14 protein-coding genes are annotated in these 22,399 nt (G+C 34.2%); 6 read left to right on the top strand and 8 right to left on the bottom strand.

The window, feature by feature from the left end:
• Window positions 1-36: 36 nt before the first annotated feature.
• The 5 genes from M0M57_RS06475 to M0M57_RS06495 all read right to left on the bottom strand — a co-directional run bounded on the left by M0M57_RS06475 (window position 37) and on the right by M0M57_RS06495 (window position 7,553).
• Complete coding sequence (locus M0M57_RS06475; RefSeq protein ID WP_248436374.1) at window positions 37-624, bottom strand: OmpH family outer membrane protein; 588 nt, start codon at window positions 622-624, stop codon at window positions 37-39.
• Window positions 625-864: 240 nt separating this feature from the next.
• Window positions 865-1,710: a class I SAM-dependent methyltransferase gene (locus M0M57_RS06480; RefSeq protein ID WP_248436375.1), complete on the bottom strand. Its 846-nt coding sequence runs from the start codon at window positions 1,708-1,710 to the stop codon at window positions 865-867.
• A gap of 107 nt (window positions 1,711-1,817) precedes the next feature.
• Window positions 1,818-3,689: a tRNA uridine-5-carboxymethylaminomethyl(34) synthesis enzyme MnmG gene (mnmG, locus tag M0M57_RS06485; RefSeq protein ID WP_248436376.1), complete on the bottom strand. Its 1,872-nt coding sequence runs from the start codon at window positions 3,687-3,689 to the stop codon at window positions 1,818-1,820.
• 56 nt (window positions 3,690-3,745) lie between these two features.
• A complete protein-coding gene (gene ybeY, locus M0M57_RS06490; protein WP_248436377.1) occupies window positions 3,746-4,165 on the bottom strand; it encodes an rRNA maturation RNase YbeY in 420 nt (139 codons plus the stop codon).
• Window positions 4,158-7,553 (bottom strand): hypothetical protein, encoded by a 3,396-nt coding sequence (locus M0M57_RS06495; RefSeq protein ID WP_248436378.1) that lies wholly within the window; start codon window positions 7,551-7,553, stop codon window positions 4,158-4,160. Before M0M57_RS06495 ends, ybeY begins: the two co-directional genes overlap by 8 nt.
• A 393-nt stretch (window positions 7,554-7,946) precedes the next feature.
• Here M0M57_RS06495 and gltX point away from each other — a divergent pair, with 393 nt between their 5' ends.
• The 3 genes from gltX to M0M57_RS06510 all read left to right on the top strand — a co-directional run bounded on the left by gltX (window position 7,947) and on the right by M0M57_RS06510 (window position 10,801).
• Window positions 7,947-9,452, top strand: coding sequence for a glutamate--tRNA ligase (gltX, locus tag M0M57_RS06500; protein WP_248436379.1), 1,506 nt, complete (start codon window positions 7,947-7,949; stop codon window positions 9,450-9,452).
• A gap of 28 nt (window positions 9,453-9,480) precedes the next feature.
• Window positions 9,481-9,870 (top strand): hypothetical protein, encoded by a 390-nt coding sequence (locus M0M57_RS06505; RefSeq protein ID WP_248436380.1) that lies wholly within the window; start codon window positions 9,481-9,483, stop codon window positions 9,868-9,870.
• Between the two features lie 76 nt (window positions 9,871-9,946).
• Window positions 9,947-10,801, top strand: coding sequence for an HAEPLYID family protein (locus M0M57_RS06510; protein WP_248436381.1), 855 nt, complete (start codon window positions 9,947-9,949; stop codon window positions 10,799-10,801).
• Window positions 10,802-10,833: 32 nt separating this feature from the next.
• On the opposite strand, the gene M0M57_RS06515 is transcribed toward M0M57_RS06510, so the two are convergent.
• Window positions 10,834-12,285, bottom strand: coding sequence for a hypothetical protein (locus M0M57_RS06515; RefSeq protein ID WP_248436382.1), 1,452 nt, complete (start codon window positions 12,283-12,285; stop codon window positions 10,834-10,836).
• Between the two features lie 19 nt (window positions 12,286-12,304).
• A complete protein-coding gene (locus tag M0M57_RS06520) occupies window positions 12,305-12,961 on the bottom strand; it encodes a porin family protein (protein WP_248436383.1) in 657 nt (218 codons plus the stop codon).
• A 74-nt stretch (window positions 12,962-13,035) separates the two neighbouring features.
• Between M0M57_RS06520 and M0M57_RS06525 the strand changes: the two genes are divergently transcribed.
• Window positions 13,036-14,004: an SPFH domain-containing protein gene (locus M0M57_RS06525; RefSeq protein WP_248436384.1), complete on the top strand. Its 969-nt coding sequence runs from the start codon at window positions 13,036-13,038 to the stop codon at window positions 14,002-14,004.
• 628 nt (window positions 14,005-14,632) lie between these two features.
• Here the strand turns inward: M0M57_RS06525 and M0M57_RS06530 are convergent.
• Window positions 14,633-16,318, bottom strand: coding sequence for a glutamine--tRNA ligase/YqeY domain fusion protein (locus M0M57_RS06530; RefSeq protein ID WP_248436736.1), 1,686 nt, complete (start codon window positions 16,316-16,318; stop codon window positions 14,633-14,635).
• 367 nt (window positions 16,319-16,685) lie between these two features.
• Here M0M57_RS06530 and M0M57_RS06535 point away from each other — a divergent pair, with 367 nt between their 5' ends.
• Both M0M57_RS06535 and M0M57_RS06540 read left to right on the top strand, forming a co-directional pair.
• A complete protein-coding gene (locus M0M57_RS06535; RefSeq protein ID WP_248436385.1) occupies window positions 16,686-20,417 on the top strand; it encodes a T9SS type B sorting domain-containing protein in 3,732 nt (1,243 codons plus the stop codon).
• Between the two features lie 2 nt (window positions 20,418-20,419).
• Window positions 20,420-22,399: a PorP/SprF family type IX secretion system membrane protein gene (locus M0M57_RS06540; protein ID WP_248436386.1), complete on the top strand. Its 1,980-nt coding sequence runs from the start codon at window positions 20,420-20,422 to the stop codon at window positions 22,397-22,399.

Here is a 22,399-nt window from a genome sequence, read left to right on the forward strand (position 1 = left end):
CAAAACAAGAGACTTGAATGGCAATAAATTGATTGCTTATTTTTTAGTAGAATCTACTTTTGTATCTGCTTTTTCGTCTTTTTTATCATCCGAAGAAGTTGATTTGTATTTATCATTCAGTAATTTAATTACATCATTGGTAATATCATATTCATCTTTTGCATACAAAACTGTTGCCGCATCACCTGTTCCGTAGATGTAATTGTATCCTTTTTCTTTACCGTAGTCTTTGATGAATTTTTTTACATCTTTCACTAGGCTGTCCATTTCTTTTCCGCTCTCTTCTTGCAATTGACGTAAAATAGCTTGTTGAGCATATGATAATTCTTGTTCTTTTCTTTGCAATTCAGCCCCTTTTTGTTGAGCCCATTGTGGACCATATGTTTCGGCATTTTTTTGAAAAGCTGCTGCTTCAGTTCTGAAACGAGCTACTTCAGCTTCTAACTGCTTACCCATTTCTTCGCCTTTTGATTTATATTTTTCTTCAATATCTTTTGCTTCGGTATATTCATCCAAAAGTTTTGAAGTATCTACATAAGCTGTTTTGAAATCTTTTTGATCGGCTGCTTTATCACACGATGCCATGGCCAAAAGTAAGCCGAAAACTAAAATTGATTTTTTCATTATGATTGTCTGATTTATAAAATTTTGGTAAAAGTAGTAATTCCTATTTAATTGGCAAATTTGAATATCATTTTCAAAAAATTGTCAGTATAAGAAATTACAATAGTTTTTAAATAGTGTATAGCTTAAATTTATTTGGTTTTGACGCATTAGATTCGATTAAATCAATTAACAGATCTGAATCGACAAAAGAGCTGTTCATTGATGAAATAGGCCAAAAACAAGCCTTAAAATGATTTTTTAGCTGTTTTTGAAGATATAAATGTGTGAAGAATACTCTAAACTCTTTCTTCCTTTCAAATTTGATTGCAAACCAATCCAAAATGCTCTAAACGGATTCATCTTTCCGGTTTTGTGTTTTTCTGATAATAAACTAACGTAAAAACTATCGAACCACATTGGTTGAACTTTTTTTAGTTTTAAATTTTCCTGAGCAAAAAGTTTTTCCATAGCCGTTTTAGAAAAATGCCAAAGATGTCTAGGAACATCATAAGCCGCCCAAAATTTTCCGTAATGGTTTGCATCATACGATTTGTAATTTGGAACTGCGATAAATATAACGCCATCCGGTTTTAGCAATCGTTTCAGTTCTTTAATTTGGAATTCCAAATCCGGAACGTGTTCTAAAACGTGCCACATTGTTATAACATCAAAAAAGTGATCTTCTAATTCAGGATACGTATCAATGATGCAAATTCCTTTTTGTTTGGCAAGAGCTTTTGCTTTATCGCTTGGCTCCATTCCCACAGCTTTCCAGTTTTGTTGTTTAGCTTTTGCTAAAAAATCTCCGGTTCCGGAACCGATATCTAAAACACTTCCTTTTTCAACACTCCAATATTCTATCAAACTTACTTTGTCGCGAATTGCTTTTCGTTTGATAAAATGATATACTTTTTCAAATAAAGATCGTTTATTATCTGTATGTGAAATGTAATCTTCGCTTTCGTAATAATTCGGTAAATCCGATAATGCAGGTTGCGGATACGTTTTCAATAATTGAAGATTTTCATCCATCAACAATTCAAACTGTTCTCCCGAAACGGAATAATCTTTTACTTTAATGTACGGTTCTTTTGTAAAATTCATTTCAATTAATAAAGTGTTTTTTATTACGGAACACTTTGTGCTTGTTAGTTTTTTCAAAATAGTTTCACGTGGAACAATTGAAATTGATGGTACGAACTGATTACTTCCTATCTTCCCATATAAATTAATAATATTGAAATATCACTTGGATTCACACCACTAATTCTAGATGCTTGAGATACTGTAACCGGACGAATTTTTTTAAACTTCTCCCTAGCTTCATACGACAATGATTTAATTTTATCAAAATCATAATTATCCGGAATTCTGACGTCTTCTAATCGTTTTAGTTTATCGGCATTGTTGCGTTCTTTTTCAATATAACCATTGTATTTCACTTGAATCTCTGCTTGCTCAACTGTTTCATCATCCAAGTTATTGACTGCGATATATTCTTTTACTTTATCAAATAAAACAATGTCTTCTAAATCAATTTGAGGTCTCGAAAACACTTTATACATTTTGTCTGATTGAACCATTGGGGAACTTCCCTTTGTTTCCAAAACCGGATTTGCTTCTTCAGGAGAAATACTTGTTTCTCTGAAAAAAGAGACCATTTTTTCCGCTTCATTAAACTTGTGATTCATTCGAATTAAGCGTTCTACTGAAGCTAATCCTAACTCAAAACCTTTAGGCGTTAAACGCTCATCGGCATTATCTTGACGTAATAACGTTCTGTATTCTGCTCTGGAAGTAAACATTCGATACGGTTCTTCAGTACCTTTTGTAATTAAATCATCTATTAAAACACCGATATAGGCTTCATCTCTTTTCAATATAAAAGGATCACGTTCTTGCACTTTTAAAGCAGCATTGATTCCTGCCATTAAGCCTTGTGAAGCTGCTTCTTCATAACCAGTCGTTCCATTTATTTGACCGGCAAAGAAAAGACCATCTACCAACTTGGTTTCTAACGTGTGTTTTAACTGTGTTGGTGGGAAATAGTCATATTCAATGGCATATCCCGGACGAAAGAATTTCACTTTTTCAAAACCTTCCACTGAACGTAAGGCCTTAAATTGTACGTCTTCCGGTAAGGAGGTTGAAAATCCATTTACATATACTTCAACCGTATTCCAACCTTCCGGTTCAACAAACAATTGATGTCTGTCTTTATCTGCAAAACGATTAATTTTATCTTCAATGGATGGGCAATAACGTGGCCCTGTACTTTGAATTCTACCATTAAACATTGGCGAACGATCAAAACCTTCACGTAATAAATTGTGAACCGTTTCAGATGTATACGTCATCCAACACGATTTTTGATGAATTAATGGTTTAGAAGAATCTAAATAAGAAAATTTATGCGGTTTATCATCACCCTTTTCTTCTCGCATTTTGGTGTAATCCAGCGAACGCCCATCAACTCTTGGTGGTGTTCCGGTTTTCATTCGACCTGATTCAAATCCGAGTTTGACTAAATCTTCGGTAATTCCATAAGCTGCACTTTCACCTGCTCTTCCTCCTCCGAACTGTTTTTCGCCAATATGAATTAATCCGTTAAGGAAAGTTCCATTCGTTAAAACAACGGTTTTGGCTTTGATTTCAATCCCTAATGAAGTTTTAATTCCTTTGATAACATTGTTTTCAATAATTAAACCAGCAACCATTTCTTGATAGAAATCAACATTTGGCGTGTTTTCTAACATCAAACGCCATTCTTCAGCAAAACGCATTCGATCACTTTGAACTCTTGGCGACCACATAGCCGGACCTTTTGACTTGTTAAGCATTTTAAACTGAATAGCTGTCTTATCGGAAACAATTCCGGAATAGCCACCTAAAGCATCAATCTCACGCACAATTTGGCCTTTTGCAATACCGCCCATAGCGGGATTACAAGACATTTGCCCGATAGTTTGCAAGTTCATTGTTACTAACAACGTTGAACAGCCCATATTGGCCGCCGCCGCCGCCGCTTCAGAACCTGCGTGGCCAGCACCAACCACAATTACATCATATTTATCTTGAAACATAGTTTTATTAGATTGTTCCACGTGAAACATTTCACGGAAACTTCATTAAATTCATTTTATTGTTCCACGTGGAACATCATCATTTTTTCTTCTTCTTTTTGACGCATTAGTTTTTCGTCAGTTTCCGATTTATCTTTATAGCCGCAATAATGCAAAACACCGTGAGCCATCACCCGTTTTAATTCATCTAAAAAAGAAACGTTGAATTCTAACGCATTTTCTTGCACTCTTTCGGTTGAAATGAAAATATCGCCGTGTAAAAAATTTCCTTCACTGTAATCAAAGCTAATTATATCGGTTAACGTGTCGTGATTTAGGTATTCGACATTGATTTTATGCAAATAACCATCATCACAAAAGATGTAATTGATTTCTCCTTCTTCTTTGTCTTCCGATGAAATTATTGCCGAAATCCAATTGGAAAACAATTTTTCGTCACCTAATTCAAAATCGGTTTCATAATTAAAACTAATCATTCTTCTTAAAGTATTGCTGAACCTTTTGGTTATAATTTGGCCGCAAAGGTAAGCTTTGTCGATTTAAAATTTCAACACTATTCAAATATTGTTGTAATTCAGGCGAAAGTGGTTTAACCGCATTATTGAATTCTTTCTTGTTTGTTTCAGATTGACGTTTAGTATCTTCCCCTTGTTGTTGAACTGCTTTCTCGAGTTTCAACATTTCATAATTGATATTCAACATCCGCTGAAGCACTTCATTTTTAAAACCTTTATTTAAAATTTGTTTCTCTGCATCTTTCATTTGATCCAACACTTTTTGACCTCCAGGCGTTAAACCTTGTTTCTTCAATTCATCTTCCAACTGTTGACGTAATCGACGTTGCTCTTGGTAAATTTCCATTAATTCACGAGCATTTTCTTCGCCATCATTATTGCCTTGACCGCCGCCGCTTCCTTCGCCTGGTTTATTTCCTTTCTGGTTTCCTTTGCCTTTATCGCCATCTTTTCCTCCTTCTTTTCCGCCAGGTTTTTCACCTTTCTCACCGTCTTTTCCTTCACCGGGTTTCTCGCCTTTTTCGCCATCACCTGGCTTTTCGCCTTTCTGCATTCCTTCTTTCATCTTCTCAGAAAGACCTTTCTGTTTTTGAATAATATCAGGTAACTGTCCACCTTTACCTTGACCCGGTTTTGGTTTACCGCCGCCAGCTCCCATTCCTTGCATAGACATTTGCATATTGTTCATTACATCTGAAAGAAAATCAGCTAAACGATTAGACGCTGCAACTGTGTATTGTTGATGCGAAACCCCTTTGGAAATAATCGCTTCCGCTAATGATTCAAGCGATTTATCAACGTTGTAATGCACGTTTCCAATTTCTTCCGTCACTTTCTCGGTAATCATCTCATTTCGCAAAGACATTGCAAACAAACTATCATCTACGTGTTTGAATTGCTGTTTCAAATCTTGTTGAATTTTAAGGTATTTGTTATACGACGGAGCACCTTTTTTTAATCCTTTGAATTGTTTCATTAGATCTTCTTGTGAAAACGAAAAAGCCAATAAGTTATCTAAAATCTGACGCATCATTTTAACATCTTCCTCCATTTGTTCCATTTCTGCACCCGCCATTCCTTCTTGCATTTGCATACTCATTTGCTTCATTTTTTGAGCGGCACTTTTTTGCTTAGGTTTTGCTTTATCCTTTTGGTCTTTTTGAAGTTCATCCGAAGCTTTTTCCATATCTTCTTCGATGCTTTTTTCTTGTTTCTCATCCGATGGAATGTCAACCGGCGATTTCAATTCTTTGTTCTCTTTTTCCAACTGACGCAATTCTTCCTGAATTTTATCAAATTCTTTGTTGATTGCTTCCTGCTTTTCAGCCGAATTTTCTTTATCTTCTTTTGATAACTTATCTTGTTTATCGGCTAATTTGTCTAATTTTTTGATAAGTTGTTCGGCTTTCTTTTCAACATAGTATTTCTTAGTCAGTTCAACCAACTGTTCTAAATTCTTCGCTTGATTTTCAGAATTTTGCTTGATTTTATCTAACTTTTCTTCAATATCTAAATCCTGAATTTTCTCTGAAAGTTTTTGAAGTTCGTCTAGAAGTTTCTGATTTTCTTCTGATTGTTTTTCAGCATTTTCAGCACGTTTTTCAAGATTTTCTTTTAATTCGTCTTTTTCTTCTTTATTGAATTCCTTTAAATTTTCTTTCAAATCTTTTGTGAACTCTTTCATCATTTCCTCTTGTTGCTTTTGGCGTTTGATGAAATCATTTATTTTTTGTTTGTCTTTAAATTCTAAGCTTTCTTTTTCTTTACTCATTTTCTGAAGCTTATCTAACTCAGACATCTGCTTATCTTGATTTTTTAAAGATTTTTGAATGCTGTTGATATTATCATTTTGTTGTTTGAATTGCTCATCTTCCCGTTCTTCTTCCGTACTAATTCGATCGGAAAATACAGAAGATTTTGAGCTTTTATAATTGTGAATCGCATCATTATCAAACACTTCAAAATAGTATTCATACGAAACACCTTCTTCTACAGGAAGATTCCCAGGAAACGTGTAGATGAATTGATCAAAAACATCTCTCTTCACCGGAATAGCCGATTTTAAAGCCGCTTTTTCATTGTTCTTCGGATAATAGACAATTTGCAATTTAGAAAGTCCAATATCATCTGAAACTTGTCCGATTAAAATATTCTTTTCAATTCGCAAACTATCCGGTGCATTATTGACCGTTATCGTTGGAAATTGATCTTTAATTGTTGAAATTTGATAGTTTAATTTCTCGTAATGTTTAACTTTATTATTTGAAGTCAGTATTTGATATTCTGTATTTTGATGAACATTTTTAGACAATTTGAATTCATTATTTTCCTGAACAAAATTGGTAAAACCCGAACCATCAGCATATTCAATTTTTGATGTGGAAAGTGCATTAATTTTCCAACTCACTTTCGTTCCTTCAGGAACAATGGCGTTTCCGGAACCTTTGATGATTTCGGCTTTTCGATTCAGATACGATGGAAATTGCAATACCATTTCAAAATTAGAAACAGTTGGAACAGCCACAACCGAAAGTTCATAATCCTCCGATGAAACGGTATTTGCTTCAATGTGAAATTCAACATTTTTGGATGGTTTTGTAAAACGATATTCAAAAATGCCGGGTTTGGTGGTCTCCATAAAATAACTTTCGTCACCAATAAAAATCATAGCATTTTCGGGAATGACTTTTCCTTCTGACTTTACTTGAAGAACGTAATCCAACCCTTGTTCAGTTTGTAAATTTTCATTTAAAACCACAAAAGAAAACGGAGCTGGTGGCGAAAATTTTTCATTATATCGCACTACTCGATTCATACTATCGGCAATAATATCGCTGTTTCCGGACAACATAAAGAAACTCAAAAACAACAAGGGAACAATCGCCCACGGAAGGTATTTGGTATTCTTTTTAAAATTAATGGCGTTGCTAAACGGAATCGGTTGCAAACTTTTCCCTTTTTGTTCGATGGAAGCTAAAAGTAGCTCTGACTGCTGATTATTTTCGGCTAATTGCAGAAAGTTAGTCAGTTTGTCATTCACTTCAGTGAAATGATTTCCAATGATTTGCGATGCTTGGTTGTAATCAATTCCTTTTTGAAGTTTAACCAACTTGAACAGCGGAAACAAAATAAATCGCGATAAAAGAAACAATTGAACGGCGATAAATAACCAAAATAATATTGTTCTTCCTACTGGTTTTAACCAAAGAAAATATTCTACAAAAAGCGTAAAAAAGAAATACAACAACCCAAAACCAACAAATAAAATGACTCCTTTTACCAGTTCGTTGGTGTAATATTTTTTTATGAATGCTTCTAACTTTTGATAAATCAGTGACTTTGTTTCCAAAATAATGAGGCTTTTACTTATAACTGATAAAAGTACAATTTTATTCGATAGTCAAAAGTTAAATATTTTCTAATGAAATTAACAGTTTAGTTTGGTTTTTTGACACGGATTTCACTGATTAACACAGATTATTTTGCTGAAAAAATTTCACCGAGAAAAACATAACGGCAATTACTTCTAATCTAAAATTGTAGCCAAGTTTTCACCATCTCGTCTCCCCCTCCTTTGGAGGGGGTTGGGGGGAGGATTTTGCCACGAATTTCACAAATTTTCATAAATGATTACGTTAACCGTCTTGCTTTTGTCTTGTAGTGGTTGTGGGGAGGTTATTTTTCAAAACACTTTTCATAAATAAAATTCATAAAATGTATCTTTGCAAAAAATTTACTAAAAATGTCAAGACCTGTACGCGTTCGTTTTGCACCAAGTCCAACCGGACCATTGCACATTGGTGGTGTGAGAACAGCTTTGTTTAATTATTTATTTGCGAAAAAAAATAACGGTGTTTTTTACTTACGAATTGAAGATACCGACCAAAATCGATTTGTTCCGGGAGCTGAGCAGTACATTTTTGAAGCATTGGAATGGTTAGGAATTGCTCCTTCAGAAACGGTAGATAGGAACGAAAAGTTCGGACCCTATCGTCAAAGTGAGCGAAAAACGTTGTACAAACAATATGCCGATCAATTGATTAATTCAGGTTGGGCGTATTATGCTTTTGATACAGCTGATGCGTTGGATTTACACAGAAAACAGCACGAAGAACAAGGAAAAACATTCATTTATAATTGGCATAATCGTGAAAAATTAGATACTTCATTGGTAATCTCACTTGAAGAAACCAATAGAAGAATTGCTGCCGGCGAAGATTTTGTCATTCGATTTAAAACGCCTGTGAATGAAGTTTTGGAATTGAAAGACATTATTCGTGGAGATATAAAATTTGATACTAACTTATTGGATGACAAAGTGTTATTTAAAAGTGATGGAATGCCAACCTATCATTTGGCCAACATTGTTGATGATCATTTGATGGAAACATCACACGTGATTCGTGGCGAAGAATGGTTGCCTTCGCTCCCACTTCACCATTTATTGTACAAAGCTTTTGGTTGGGAAGCACCTGAATTTGCACATTTACCTTTGATTTTAAAACCAATTGGTAACGGAAAATTATCAAAAAGAGATGGTGATAAAATGGGCTTTCCGGTATTTCCTTTGGAATGGAAAACAGAAGAAGGAATTTCATCAGGTTATCGTGAAACGGGTTATTTTCCTGAAGCCGTGATTAACTTTTTAGCCTTATTAGGTTGGAATGATGGAACTGATCAAGAGATATTTTCATTAGAAGAATTAGTTGAAAAATTCGATTTAAATCGAGTTCACAAAGCCGGAGCTAAATTTGATCCGGAGAAAAATAAATGGTTTAATCATCAGTATTTGCAAAAGCAAAGTGACGAAGAATTGGCGGAAAGTTTTTCTTCAATTTTAAACGAAAAAGGAATTTCTGTTGAAAATAATAAACTGATCAAAGTTGTTTCTTCGATAAAAGAACGAGCGAATTTCGTGTCCGATTTCTGGGAATTAGCGGATTATTTCTTTGTTGCACCTACTTCGTATGACGAAAAAGCATCAAAAAATTGGAAAGAAGAAACACCAGCTTTAATGAAACAAGTCATTGAAGTTTTAGAATCGATTGAGGATTTTACATCTTTAAAAATCGAAACAATTTTGAAAGATTGGATGACCACCAACGAAATTGGAACGGGAAAAGTGATGCAACCGCTTCGATTAAGTTTGGTTGGAGCTTTAAAAGGGCCACATTTGTTTGATATTATTGAACTTATCGGCAAAGAAGAAACCGTTAAAAGAATATTAAAAGCGATAGAAAAAATTTAATTTTGTCAAAAGGTTTTACTTTTGTGTCATGTTAAATGCAATTCGACATTCTAAAATAACAACTTTTGTTTGGGGATTTATGGCCTTCTACCTGCTCAATATCAGTGTAGATGTCACTTCTTTATTTGATGAAAAAAAGCAAAAACATACAAACTACAATGAACAAGAAAGTTTAGTCGAAATAGTTCTTGAAAAAGTCTTAGGTTTTGAAGAGGCTATTCCTGAAAATAACGCAAACGACAGCGAACATAATCCAACAATGAAAAAAGGTTTTTCGATGGATAAGTTCGTGTTACCATTTTATGAAATCAATCCTAAAATAGTCGTTTTTAATCCGATAAAAAAGAGTTTTCATTACTCTAAAACTATTTTCTTAAAACCTTCGTTAGAAATTCATTCTCCTCCCCCGGAAGTTTAATTTATTTTATTCGTAACAACTTGTTTTCCAATCGGAAACAGTTTAAATCATTCGTATAATTTAAAATTAAACAATTATGTTCAAATTTAATTTGAAGCAAATGCTATGCTTCTTTTCTATGCTTCTTTTAAGCCAAATTTCCTTTACACAAACCGAAAATACAACAAAAGACAGTTTGTATATCGAAGAAGTTTTAACCAAAACCGAAAAACCAAAAGTACTTCACGCAGAGCCATTGTACATCGATTTAATTAGAGATTTAGGTGCCAGAAAAGGCGAAAAAGAATGGAATCTTGGTTTTGGAATTACCGACAACAACGACTATGATGAATATTTAGCTTTAGTAGAATATGAATGGGCTCCGATTGACCGATTAGGTTTAGAAGTCGAATTACCATTTACGATTTACCCTTCCAACAGCAACGGAATGGCTCCGGGAAGCAAGCTCAACAGCTTAAAATTGGCCGGACAATATTCTTTTTTTGTTTCCGAAAAGAAGAAAACATCATTAGCCATTGGTTATATCCACGAATTTGAAATGAATGAATTTGATAATTACCAAAATGGAAGATTGTTTGTTGGAAATGTTTACAATCCGTTTTTTGTAGCAGCAAAACGTTGGGGAAATAATTTTCACACCCTACTCTATACCGGACCGGCTTTTATTCATCATTTTGAAGACAATTCAACTTATACCAACTGGCAAATTAACAGCAACGTTCATTATATGATTCCGGGGACACGGAATTTTATTGGAGTGGAATTCAATAAAGAAGTTACAAAAACCGATTTTGATATGACCATTCGTCCGCAAATGCGAGTTGGAATTGCAGATAATTTACTGATAGGAATTGTAACAGGAATTCCAATTAGTAGGGAAAACGAACGATTTAGTACTTTTTTTAGGTTGATTTACGAACCTGGCCATTAAAATAAAGGCTCCTTTTTAGGGAGCCTTATTTATTAGTTATCAAAATAATTGACTTTGTAATAATTTATATGATCCGTTTCTACTAACCAAATACCTTCCTGAGAAAACAAGGTCTTAAAAGATAGATTCTCATTGTTTTTAATACTTGCTAAGTACGCATTAAAATCTTTATTTATCTTATTGGCAATAAGAGAATTAACATCAAATATTTTATTTTGAAACTCTTCTATAAAGTAATGTGGATAAAATAATCTTTTAGCTCCTGTGCTAAATAATCTTATCTTTTTTTCATCAAATAGTAACTTTTCTGTAGATATTAAATCGCCATTATGACTATTTAAGATAGAATAATGAATATGTTCATGAACGTAATCTGTTCCAGTAGAAAACAAAATCTTATCATCAAAAATATCTAAATCCACAAATAGACGATATAGGTGCCTTTTTTTATTAAAATGGCTTTCATCTTTTATCTCATGAAAAGATTCCCAAATTTTATCACCGTTTTTATTGAATTTAAATATATAATATCCTGTTGCTACATTGAAAGTGTTCAAGCTTTCAGCTTTTGGTCCTGTTATGCCGTATATATAAACATTTTCATCTTTATCTACCACAAAATTATTAATTGCAAGATCATGCGAGAAAATGGGTAAATTATTAACAATTGCTGTTGTTGTTTTAGAACCTCCATTATTTGAATAAACAAAATACGTATTCTCTTTATTTAACTCTATTTTGAAAGAATCTTCATTAATAAACTTACCCTCAGTGTTATAGTTAGTTCTATACATAATAATAGTTCTATAATCTGCGGAAATTGATTTTGAAATAATTTGAAACCCTTCATTTCCTACGACATAATAACCAAATCCAATCTTATTTTTCTTTGGAATATATTTTATAAAACCTTCTCCTTCAATTCTTTCTATCGACGGTTTATCAATTTTATTTTTTATTGCTTTTCTTGTATTAATATCTGTAACTTCTATAAAAATATCATCTTCTTTACAGTTTACATCCTCATTTCCTTTTTGATTAGAAATTCCAAACTCGTAAGTATCATTAAATCCATAATTCCTAAAGTTGAAAGCATACTTTCTGGTTTTATATTCATACTTAACTTTTTTTGATGGAATTCCATTTGTAAAAATTCTATAAAAAGGACCTGTATATGACATCTTTGCATAATCTTCAACATAAAATGATTTTTCAGTTGTTGAAAATCTTAAATTCATTACGGCTTCATTTTCTAATAAAATTTCCTTCGTACCTAAATGATCATAACTATAAATATTTTTAATCATCTCATTTGTGCTTATTCCTAAATAAGTTCCTGATGAAAATACAATTTTATTTTCCTTAGGTAGAAAATTTATCCTCAATGGAATATAATCTTTTTCAATTTTTTCGTCTAAGATTAATGTTTGTCCAAAACAAAAAAATGATGAAAACACTAAAATAACTGGGTAAATTTTTTTCATATTCAGTATAATTAAAAGTTTAAAAATAAAAGATAATATTGCCTGCAATAATTCCCAAATTCCCTTTCAATTTTCCATCGGCTAAAAGAGCAACTTCATCTTGGTTATTGAGATTATTCAAAATATTGGTTACGCCATATTGATAACTCAAACTCAAACGAATATTTTCAAAACCACCGGAAATTCCGGCGTAAACATTAAAATTAATTGGATTGATGTCTTCAATATCTTTTACGCTAAGCAATTCATTACCCACAATAATATTATTCTCGTCAGAACTATTGAACTTTAACTTACTGTTCACTTGCAATACAGGACCAAAATCTAATGAAACCGGACCTCCTCCTATTTTGTAACAAAATAACAAATGTACTTGAACAGCCATCATTTTTAAATCGACTTCCTTTTGAGAATTGCTGGAAAATGTTTCAATAGCAAATTTATTTTCGGAGAAATTCATTCCGTAAATCATCGAAAAATTGTTGTAGTAATTTCCACGCATAGACAGTCCGCCTGTCCAACTAGTGCCGGGTTTTATAGCAAAATTATCTGTGTACAAATCGGTTTGATTTATCCCTAAACTAATTCCGATGTGGTTATAGTCACCTTTACCATATTGAGCCGAAATTGTGCTTGTAAAACCAAGTAAAACCAACGCTAAAAAATATCTTTTCATGAATTGTGTATAAAGTTGTAACAAACGTACGAGAAATTTCGTATCATTACATATAACCTAAAAACTATTTTTCTATGTTTACTTACATTTTTATTGCTATTGCAGTCTTGTTACTGTTAGCCTCATTTTTCACCGTTAAACAACAATCGGCTGCGGTGATTGAACGTTTTGGAAAATTCAGTAGCACCAGACAATCCGGTTTACAACTTAAAATCCCTGTGATAGATAGAGTTGCCGGACGATTAAATTTGAGAATTCAACAATTGGATGTTATTATTGAAACGAAAACAAAAGACAACGTATTCGTAAAAATGAAAGTTTCTGTTCAGTTTAAAGTGATTCAAGAGAAAGTATACGAAGCTTTTTATAAATTAGAATATCCGCACGATCAAATCACTTCGTATGTATTCGACGTTGTGCGTGCCGAAGTACCAAAATTGAAATTGGATGATGTTTTTGAGCGTAAAGATGATATTGCTGTTGCCGTAAAACGTGAGTTGAATGAAGCAATGACTACTTATGGTTATGACATCATCAACACGTTGATTACCGATATTGATCCGGACATTCAAGTAAAAAATGCGATGAACAGAATCAACGCTGCTGACCGTGAAAAAACCGCTGCAGAATATGAAGCAGAAGCAGGAAGAATCAGAATTGTAGCGAAAGCAAAAGCGGAAGCAGAAAGCAAAAGATTGCAAGGTCAAGGTATTGCCGACCAAAGAAGAGAAATTGCTAGAGGTTTGGTGGAAAGTGTGGATGTGTTGAATCGCGTTGGAATTAATTCGCAAGAAGCATCTGCTTTAATTGTGGTTACACAACATTATGATACGTTGCAAGCAATTGGTGCTGACACAAATTCAAACTTGATTTTGTTACCTAATTCACCACAAGCCGGAAGTGATATGTTAAATAATATGGTAGCTAGTTTTACCGCGAGTAACCAAGTTGGTGAAGCGATGAAAAAAGGAGCTATCAAAAAAGCAAATAGAAAAATTGCACCGAAAGATGAATTCGGTACGACCGAAGAAGATGAAGAATAAAATGAGAGAGACCTTCGGGTCTCTTTTTTTTGTTTTTATTGGATACCGATTTGAAAGCTAAATTTAATGGAACACGGACCTGCCTGTCGGCAGGCAGGTTTGATGGATGAAAAGAATTTACGCTGATTTTTTTTGAAGCTTTGCTTAATGGATTTTGAAGGATTTTTTAGAACACAGATTTTGGAAATCAAAAAAATTATTTTCTCACAGAAATCACGGAAAGCACAGAAATTTTAGTTTTCGAATTTTTAAGAATGAAAAAACGGTTAGAAATTCATCAAAAACGAATTAGAGCCGTTTAAATTCACTTTAATGAAGTGAGGCATAAAATCACATTGCTGATTATTTTTTCTGTCTGAAAAAAGCTCTAAAAAAGCCGTTTTTGATTGTTTTTGATAATAGAAATTAAAAATCAATAGAAAATAGTAATAATAGAAAAAGCCACAGTAATTTGTGGCTTTTATAGTTTTTATTTATAAAGTTCTATCGCTGTGTCATTTCGACGATAGGAGACTCGAGCGATAGCGAACAGGCGAAGCAAATCACATAATGTTGATAAACGAATATTTTATTTTCGATATGTGATTTCTCCCTTAGGTCGAAATGACAAACGAGCTGAAAAAAATTTTTACTCCTTCGCTTCCACTTTTGCCCAAGTATCTCTCAAACCAACGGTTTTATTAAAAACCAATTTTTCTGCAGAAGAATCTTTATCAACACAAAAATAGCCTAATCGTTGAAATTGAAATTTATCTTCCGGTTGAGCGGTTTGTAAACTTGGTTCAACATATCCGGTAATTACTTCTAATGAATTGGGGTTGATGTAGTTTTTAAAATCTACTTCTTTATCGCCATCCGGGTTTTCATGCGTAAATAATCGGTCATAAATACGAACTTCTGCTGCCACGGCGTGCGGAACAGAAACCCAATGAATGGTTCCTTTTACTTTGCGTTGACTAGCTTCTGTGCCACTACCCGACTTTGAATCCACATCATACGAAGCGTGAATTTCGGTGATATTTCCATCAGCATCTTTGATGACATTTTCACCTTTGATAATGTAAGCATTTTTTAAACGCACTTCTGTTCCCAACGTTAATCTGAAAAATTTCTTATTGGCTTCTTCTTGAAAATCTTCTCTTTCGATGTATAATTCTTTTGAAAAAGGCACTTTTCTGTAGGTCAAAATTTCTTCTTCCGGATTATTTTCAGCATCCAACCATTCTTCTTGACCATCAGGATAATTGGTAATGACTAATTTTATCGGATTCAAAACAGCCATCACACGAGGAGCGGTTTTATTCAAATCTTCGCGAACGCAGAATTCTAAAAGTGAAACATCAATTAAATTAGTTCGTTTAGCAATACCAATTGTTTTGGCAAAATTCCGAATGGAAGTTGGCGTGTAACCTCTTCTTCTCATTCCTGAAATCGTACTCATTCTGGCATCATCCCAAGCGGTTACGTGACCTTCTTGAACCAATTGCAGTAACTTTCGTTTACTTACAACTGTGTGCGAAAGGTTTCTTCTCGCAAATTCTCGTTGTTTCGGACGAACTTTATTCGCATCATAAATTTGATCTAAAAACCAATCGTATAATTCTCTGTGTGGTAAAAATTCCAGCGTACAAAGTGAATGAGAAATTCCTTCGATATAATCACTTTCACCGTGAGCCCAATCGTACATTGGATAAATGCACCATTTGTCGCCAGTTCTGTGGTGATGTTTATGTAAAATTCGATACATCAACGGATCACGCATCAACATATTCGTAGAAGCCATATCGATTTTAGCACGTAAAACGTGTGTTCCTTCCGGAAATTCTCCGTTTTTCATACGTTCAAAAAGATCAAGATTTTCTTCTACCGAACGATTTCTGTAAGGACTATTTGTTCCCACTTGTGTTGGCGTACCTTTTTGTTTTGCCATTTCTTCCGAAGATTGACTATCTACGTAAGCTTTGTCTTTTTTGATAAATTCAACTGCCCAATCATACAATTCTTGAAAATAATCAGATGCATACCGCTCTTCTGCCCATTGATAGCCAAGCCATTGCACATCGCGTTTGATGGCATCTACATATTCTTGTTCTTCCTTGGCGGGATTGGTATCATCAAAACGCAAATTTACCGGCGATTGATAATCAATTCCTAATCCGAAATTTAAACAAATAGAACTGGCGTGACCTACGTGAAGATATCCGTTTGGTTCCGGCGGAAAACGAAAACGAAGTTTATCCTTGGCAAAACCATTCTTTAAATCTTCTTCGATAATTTGTTCAATAAAATTGAGCGACTTTTCTTCTGACATAATCAATAAAATGAGCGACAAAAATACGGAAAAATTTACCTATTTGCCGTAAATGATTTTTTAAAAAAATTCAACCAAAATGTTAGTCTGTTTCTAAATAATCGACCAACTGCAATTGTTGTTACGGTTTTCAATACGGGTAATTACGGTTTCCCGCAAACCTGCTTACCGTTCATCGATTTTAATGTTAAATTTACTTAGTCATCTAAATATTTATATACTTTTAGTGAAACAAATTTCAAAAACAGATAGAAACAGAAAACCATTTATCGTTTTTTTCGTAATTAAGTGTAGTGTAGTGCCTATTTAAATTACAAAATAACAACCGATTGCTTTTGGGGTAAAAGCAGTCCGACATAAAGAGTGTTTTATGGTTTGGAAAATTACCCCAAGAAAATTATTTTTTTCTTTTTTGTTTCTGATGTTGCTTAACAGCATCGGAAATGGGTATGCCCAAACGATAGTAATTGGCACACCTTCATTAGGATTCACTCAAGCTTGTGCTTCACAAGGATTTAATTCATACAATCTTAGTTTTACATTTTTCCCGGTTTCCAATGTTCAGGCGGGAAATCAATTTATTGTGGAACTTTCTGATCCGTCGGGCAATTTTGGTTCGGCAACGACATTAACGACTTCTACTAGTGTAACTTCACCGGTAAATGTTTCTTTTGCTATGCCAACAACGGTTGCCGGAGAAGCGTACAGAATTAGAGTTAGAAGTACAGCTCCGGCAGTTACAAGTCCGGTAAGTGTTGCTTTTTCTGCTTATTACGCTGTTCACAATCAACCTTTTTCAATTAATAATAATTCGGGAACCGTTTCTTTTTGTGAAGGAGGAAATATAACATTACAAGTTGATAATACAGGAACGCCGGCTTCACCTCTATTCTATTCCGGTTTATCGTATAAATGGTACCGCAATTTTGCTGAAGTTTCAGGAGCAACCGGACCATCATTAAACGTAACTCAATCCGGAAATTATTATGCGATTGTAGATTATGGAAGTTGTGTGATGAATTCCTATTCAAACATTGTTTCTGTTAATGTAACTGCCGGTATAAATCTATCGATTTCATCTGCTGGGAATGTCGATTATATTTGTGATGGAACGCCACGCCTTTTAACATCATCTCATCAAAATACAGGTTACGTTTATCAATGGTTTAAAGATAATGTGGCCATTTCGGGAGCAACCGGACCAACGTACAATGCTGCACAAGAAGGAATCTATAAATTAAGAATTACGTTTGGTGGTTGTGTTTTTGAATCGAATGCCATCTTCTTAGAACTAATTGAATTAGATATTGATTGGAATGTGGATGCGAATGAAGTCATCATTCCTGGCGAACAACTTCAAATTAATTCGGTAAATAATGCGACGTCGCCAACCTATCAATGGAGAAAAGATAACGTAGTTATTGCGGGTGCGACTACTGCAAATTACACTGTTACACAACCAGGAACGTACCAATTGACGGTAACCGAAACACAAGGTTGCACTATTTCTGAACAATTGACAGTTGTGGTTCAATATCCTATTGGGTTTACGGTAACTATTCAAAATTCCGGCGATTATCAATCGTGTAATGTGACGAATGCTACGTTGTCGTTGAGCTCGATTATTGCACAAACTTCTTCCGGAAACGTAACGGTTTCTCTTCCAAATTCAAACTTTTCGTATCAATGGTTACTGAATAATTCATCAATTGCAGGAGCTACCGGAACATCACATACAGTTAACGATGCAACACAAAATGGATCATATAAACTTCGTGTTACCATTCCAACGTTTGCTCCTATTGAATCAAATGCCATTTCGATTGCTTTGCAACTTCCAACACCGGTGTTAACAGCCGTTGGAAGTTTGTGTGGAACTAACTCAGTTCAATTAAACAGTTCTGTAACCAACAGCATTTTTATTTATAAATGGTATCGAAATAACACGTTAATTACCGGAGCAATTCAACCAAGTTACACAACCAACCAAGCCGGAAATTATCATTTAGTGATTTCGTATGGAGCTTGTTCGATTACATCAAATACGGTGAATTTGGAGCAAAACAGCATCACAGCCAATTTGAATTTACCTGCCACCTCGATTATCATTCCGGGAGAAACCAAAACCTTAACCGCCACAACCAATGCTGTAGATCCAACTTTTGAATGGTTTAGAAATAACGCAATTATCTCAGGACAAACCGGTTCGTCAATCAATGTGACACAAAATGGCGTTTACAAAGTAATTGTTACACAAACAACAGGTTGTAATGCAACGCAAGAAGCTGTTTCCGAATTGGTTTATCCGGATTCTTTTAACGTGACAATTGCGGCAAATGCGGGTTATTCTCCTTGTGGAAGTGAGGGGGCGACTTTATCAATTACTAATTTTAATGCTGTTAGTTCTTCTGAAACAATATCCATTTTAAACAACTCCTTTGGATATGTTTATGAATGGTTTAAAGATGGCGAATTGGTGCTTTCATCATCAAGTACAACCTACACCGTTCCTTCATTTTTAGAAAATGGTTTGTATGAATTACGTGTTACCATTCCAACATTTGCACCAATTGAATCAAATGCAATTTCGATTGCTTTGCAACTTGAAACTCCGGTCGTAACCGCGGTTGGAAGCTTATGCGGAACAAACTCAGTTCAACTAAACAGTTCTGTAACCAACAGTATTTTTACATACAATTGGTATCGCAACAACACCTTAATTACCGGAGCAATTCAACCAAGTTACACCACCAATCAAGAGGGAAATTATCATTTAGTAATTTCATATGGAACTTGTACGGTTACATCAAATACGGTGAATTTAGAACTAAACAGCATTACAGCGAGTTTGAATTTACCCGCACTTTCTATTATCATTCCGGGAGAAACCAAAACCTTAACTGCAACAACCAATGCGGTGAATCCTTCTTTCGAATGGTTTAGAAATAACGCAATTATTTCGGGACAAACAACTTCGTCAATCAATGTGACGCAAGACGGTGTTTACAAAGTAATTGTTACTCAAACAACCGGTTGTGATGCAACACAAGAAGTTATAGCTGAATTGGTTTATCCTGATTCTTTCAACGTGACAATTGCTGCAAATACAGGTTATTCTCCTTGTGAAAGTGACCAAGCAACGTTATCAATTACAAACTTTAACGCGGTTAGTTCTTCTGAAACAATGTCTATTTTAAACAATTCCTTTGGGTATGTTTATGAATGGTTTAAGGATGGAGAATTGGTGCTTTCATCATCCAATACAACCTACACTGTTCCTTCTTATTTAGAAAATGGCTTGTATGAATTACGAGTTACCATAGCAGGTTTTAGTTCGATTATTTCAAATGTTGTAGAAATAAAATTAGGCATTTCAGATGATTTTACTTTATCAACCGAAGGAACTTTATGTGAATCGGGTGGAAGTGTCACTTTATCATCAGACATCACAAATCCAGATTATATCCTAACGTGGTTTTCCATCGAAAATAATACTGAAATCGGAACAGGAAATTCAATTACTGTAACTGAACCCGGAAATTATTTTATGACGATTGATTTTGATGGATGTACTTATTCTTCAAACACAATTGCAGTTGAAGTGATTACAACAGACGGAATTACTTTAAACATTTCCGATGCGATTACGGTTATTCAAGGTGGTTCAACCGAAGTGATTGCCAGTGGAGTTGATAATTACACTTGGTATTTGAATGATCAAATCATAGCAACCGGAAATTCATTTTTTGTATCAGAAGCCGGAACATACACAATTATTGGAACCATTGGCGACTGCGAATTCACCAAAACATTCACTGTTACTGTTGTTGAAAACACAAGCATTGTTGTGCCAAATGTAATCACGATGAACAACGACGGAATCAATGATTATTGGTCACTTCCGAACGAATATATCAATAAAGAAGATGTTGAGGTGATTATTTATTCACCAAAAGGAAAAGTAGTTTTCAGAGCTAGAAATTATCAAAATAACTGGCCAAATTCAACTTTAGAATATGCTAAATCAGAACCGGTTTTTTATTATACCATTTCTGAAAATGACGAAATTATTAAAAGAGGATCCATTACCGTAATCGAATAAAAATGATAAAAAAGTACGTAATCGTTTTAATCTTAACAGGATTTGTGTTTGCCGATTTGCAAGCACAAGATGCTCCTGTTTTGACGTTTACGATACCTACGCAAAATACTTTATTGTTAAATCGATTTATGATGAATCCGACTTTTTCGGTTGTTCGTGAAAACGATTCATACCTCACACTTTACCACAGAAATCAATGGATTCAATTTGATGATTCGCCGGAATTATATATGCTTTCTTATTCAGGTAAACACGGTGAAAGAGCAGGAGTGGGGATTGGAATTTATCAACAGAATTTAGGAATTATTACCAGTTTTGGTGGAGTTGGAAACTATGCTTATCAAATTCCGATTCGTGAAAAAATAAAGTTGACTTTAGGTTTCAACATCGCTTATTACAACAGTGGTGTGGACCGAAACAGAGCCGTAACCAACGAACCTGATCCGGCCATTATGGCGTTGCGAAATAATTCGATATTAACAATAAAACCGGGTTTGAATGTAACCTGGGGAAGTTTTGACTTTGGAGTTTATGCCGAAAATTTTGTGGATTATGATTTTAAATCCAGCGAAATGGTTCAGGATTATTCGCAAAAAACGTACACCGGACATGCAATGTATCATCATCAAATGCAAAATCAGGAAGGGTTGTTTGAAAACGGTTTTTTCAGATTAATTGCCCGTGGAAAAATGAATCAGACGGATGATTTTGTGTATGGCGGTTCGGTGATTACCAACTTCCCGAATTTAGGTTGGGTTCAAGCCGGAATTGATGATTTTTTTGGAGTAAGTATTGGCGTTGGAGCTCATTTCACCAAAAAATTGTCTTTAGGTTATACCTATGAAAGAGTAATCAATGATGGTTTAGTGAATTTTGGTCCAACGCACGAAATCACGATTTCCTATCGATTTGCAGGAAAGGAGAGCGAAGAAACATACAACAGAAAATCATCAAAAAAAAAGCCTACAGCAGTTGTTAGAAAGCCAAAAGTGTTGAAAGAAACAGAAGAATTTGAAGAAGAATACGAAGACGATTTTGCCGAAGAAGAATATGAAGATATGGCCGAAGAACCAATTATCATTGAGCCTGCTCCAAAGAAGAAAAAATCGGTTTTGAAAAAGAAAAAACCATCAAAAGCGATTGCTGAAGTTGAAGAAGAAGAAGAATTTGATGAAGAAGAAACAATGAAATCCTACAACAAAGACATCGAAATTGAAAAATTAAAAATGACGTTGGACGAAAATAATTTAAAATTATTGGAAATCATTGTTAAACAAGATTCGCTTGAAAATATGAAAAAAGCCGATTTTGAAAAACGAATTGAAAATATGATGCAATACATCGAACGATTAGAAGTAACCATTGCCGAAAAAGATTGCAATTGCGATCCAAAAACAACAGTAGTTACGGAAGAAAAAACGGTGGAAACGACAACAAAAACCACTGTAAAAAACGCTGAAACTCCTGTAGTAAAAGAAGACAAAAATGATTTGAACAGCAAATTATCAGCGATGAAATCATCAACTAAAAAAGAAGAAATTAAATTGCCATCAACTAAAAATAATTCAAAAAATACTGATTTGGAATCTAAAATTTCCAAACTCAAAAAAGAAGAACCAAAAACAAATACCAATTCAAAATTTTCCCTAACCGATGAAGAAATCAAAGAGTATTATTCCAGACTGACCGACAAAAAAAGAGCTACTGCCAAAAAAGGAAACTATTTGCAGGTAGATAATCAAGAACCCGGATTCTACATTATTTCCAATGTTTTTTCTGATCCTGCTTTTGCCGATGATTTTATCAATAAGCTAAAAAAGCGAGGAATTAAAGCCAATTATTTTATTAACCCAAAAAACAATTTCAGGTATGTCTATTTAACCAAACATCCGCAATGGAGTGAAGCCCTAATCTCCTATTACACGAATGTTGACAACACCTACTTTGATGAAATTTGGATTATGAACATTAACATAAAATAA

The organism is Flavobacterium azooxidireducens (assembly GCF_023195775.1).
GTDB classification, from domain to species: domain Bacteria; phylum Bacteroidota; class Bacteroidia; order Flavobacteriales; family Flavobacteriaceae; genus Flavobacterium; species Flavobacterium azooxidireducens.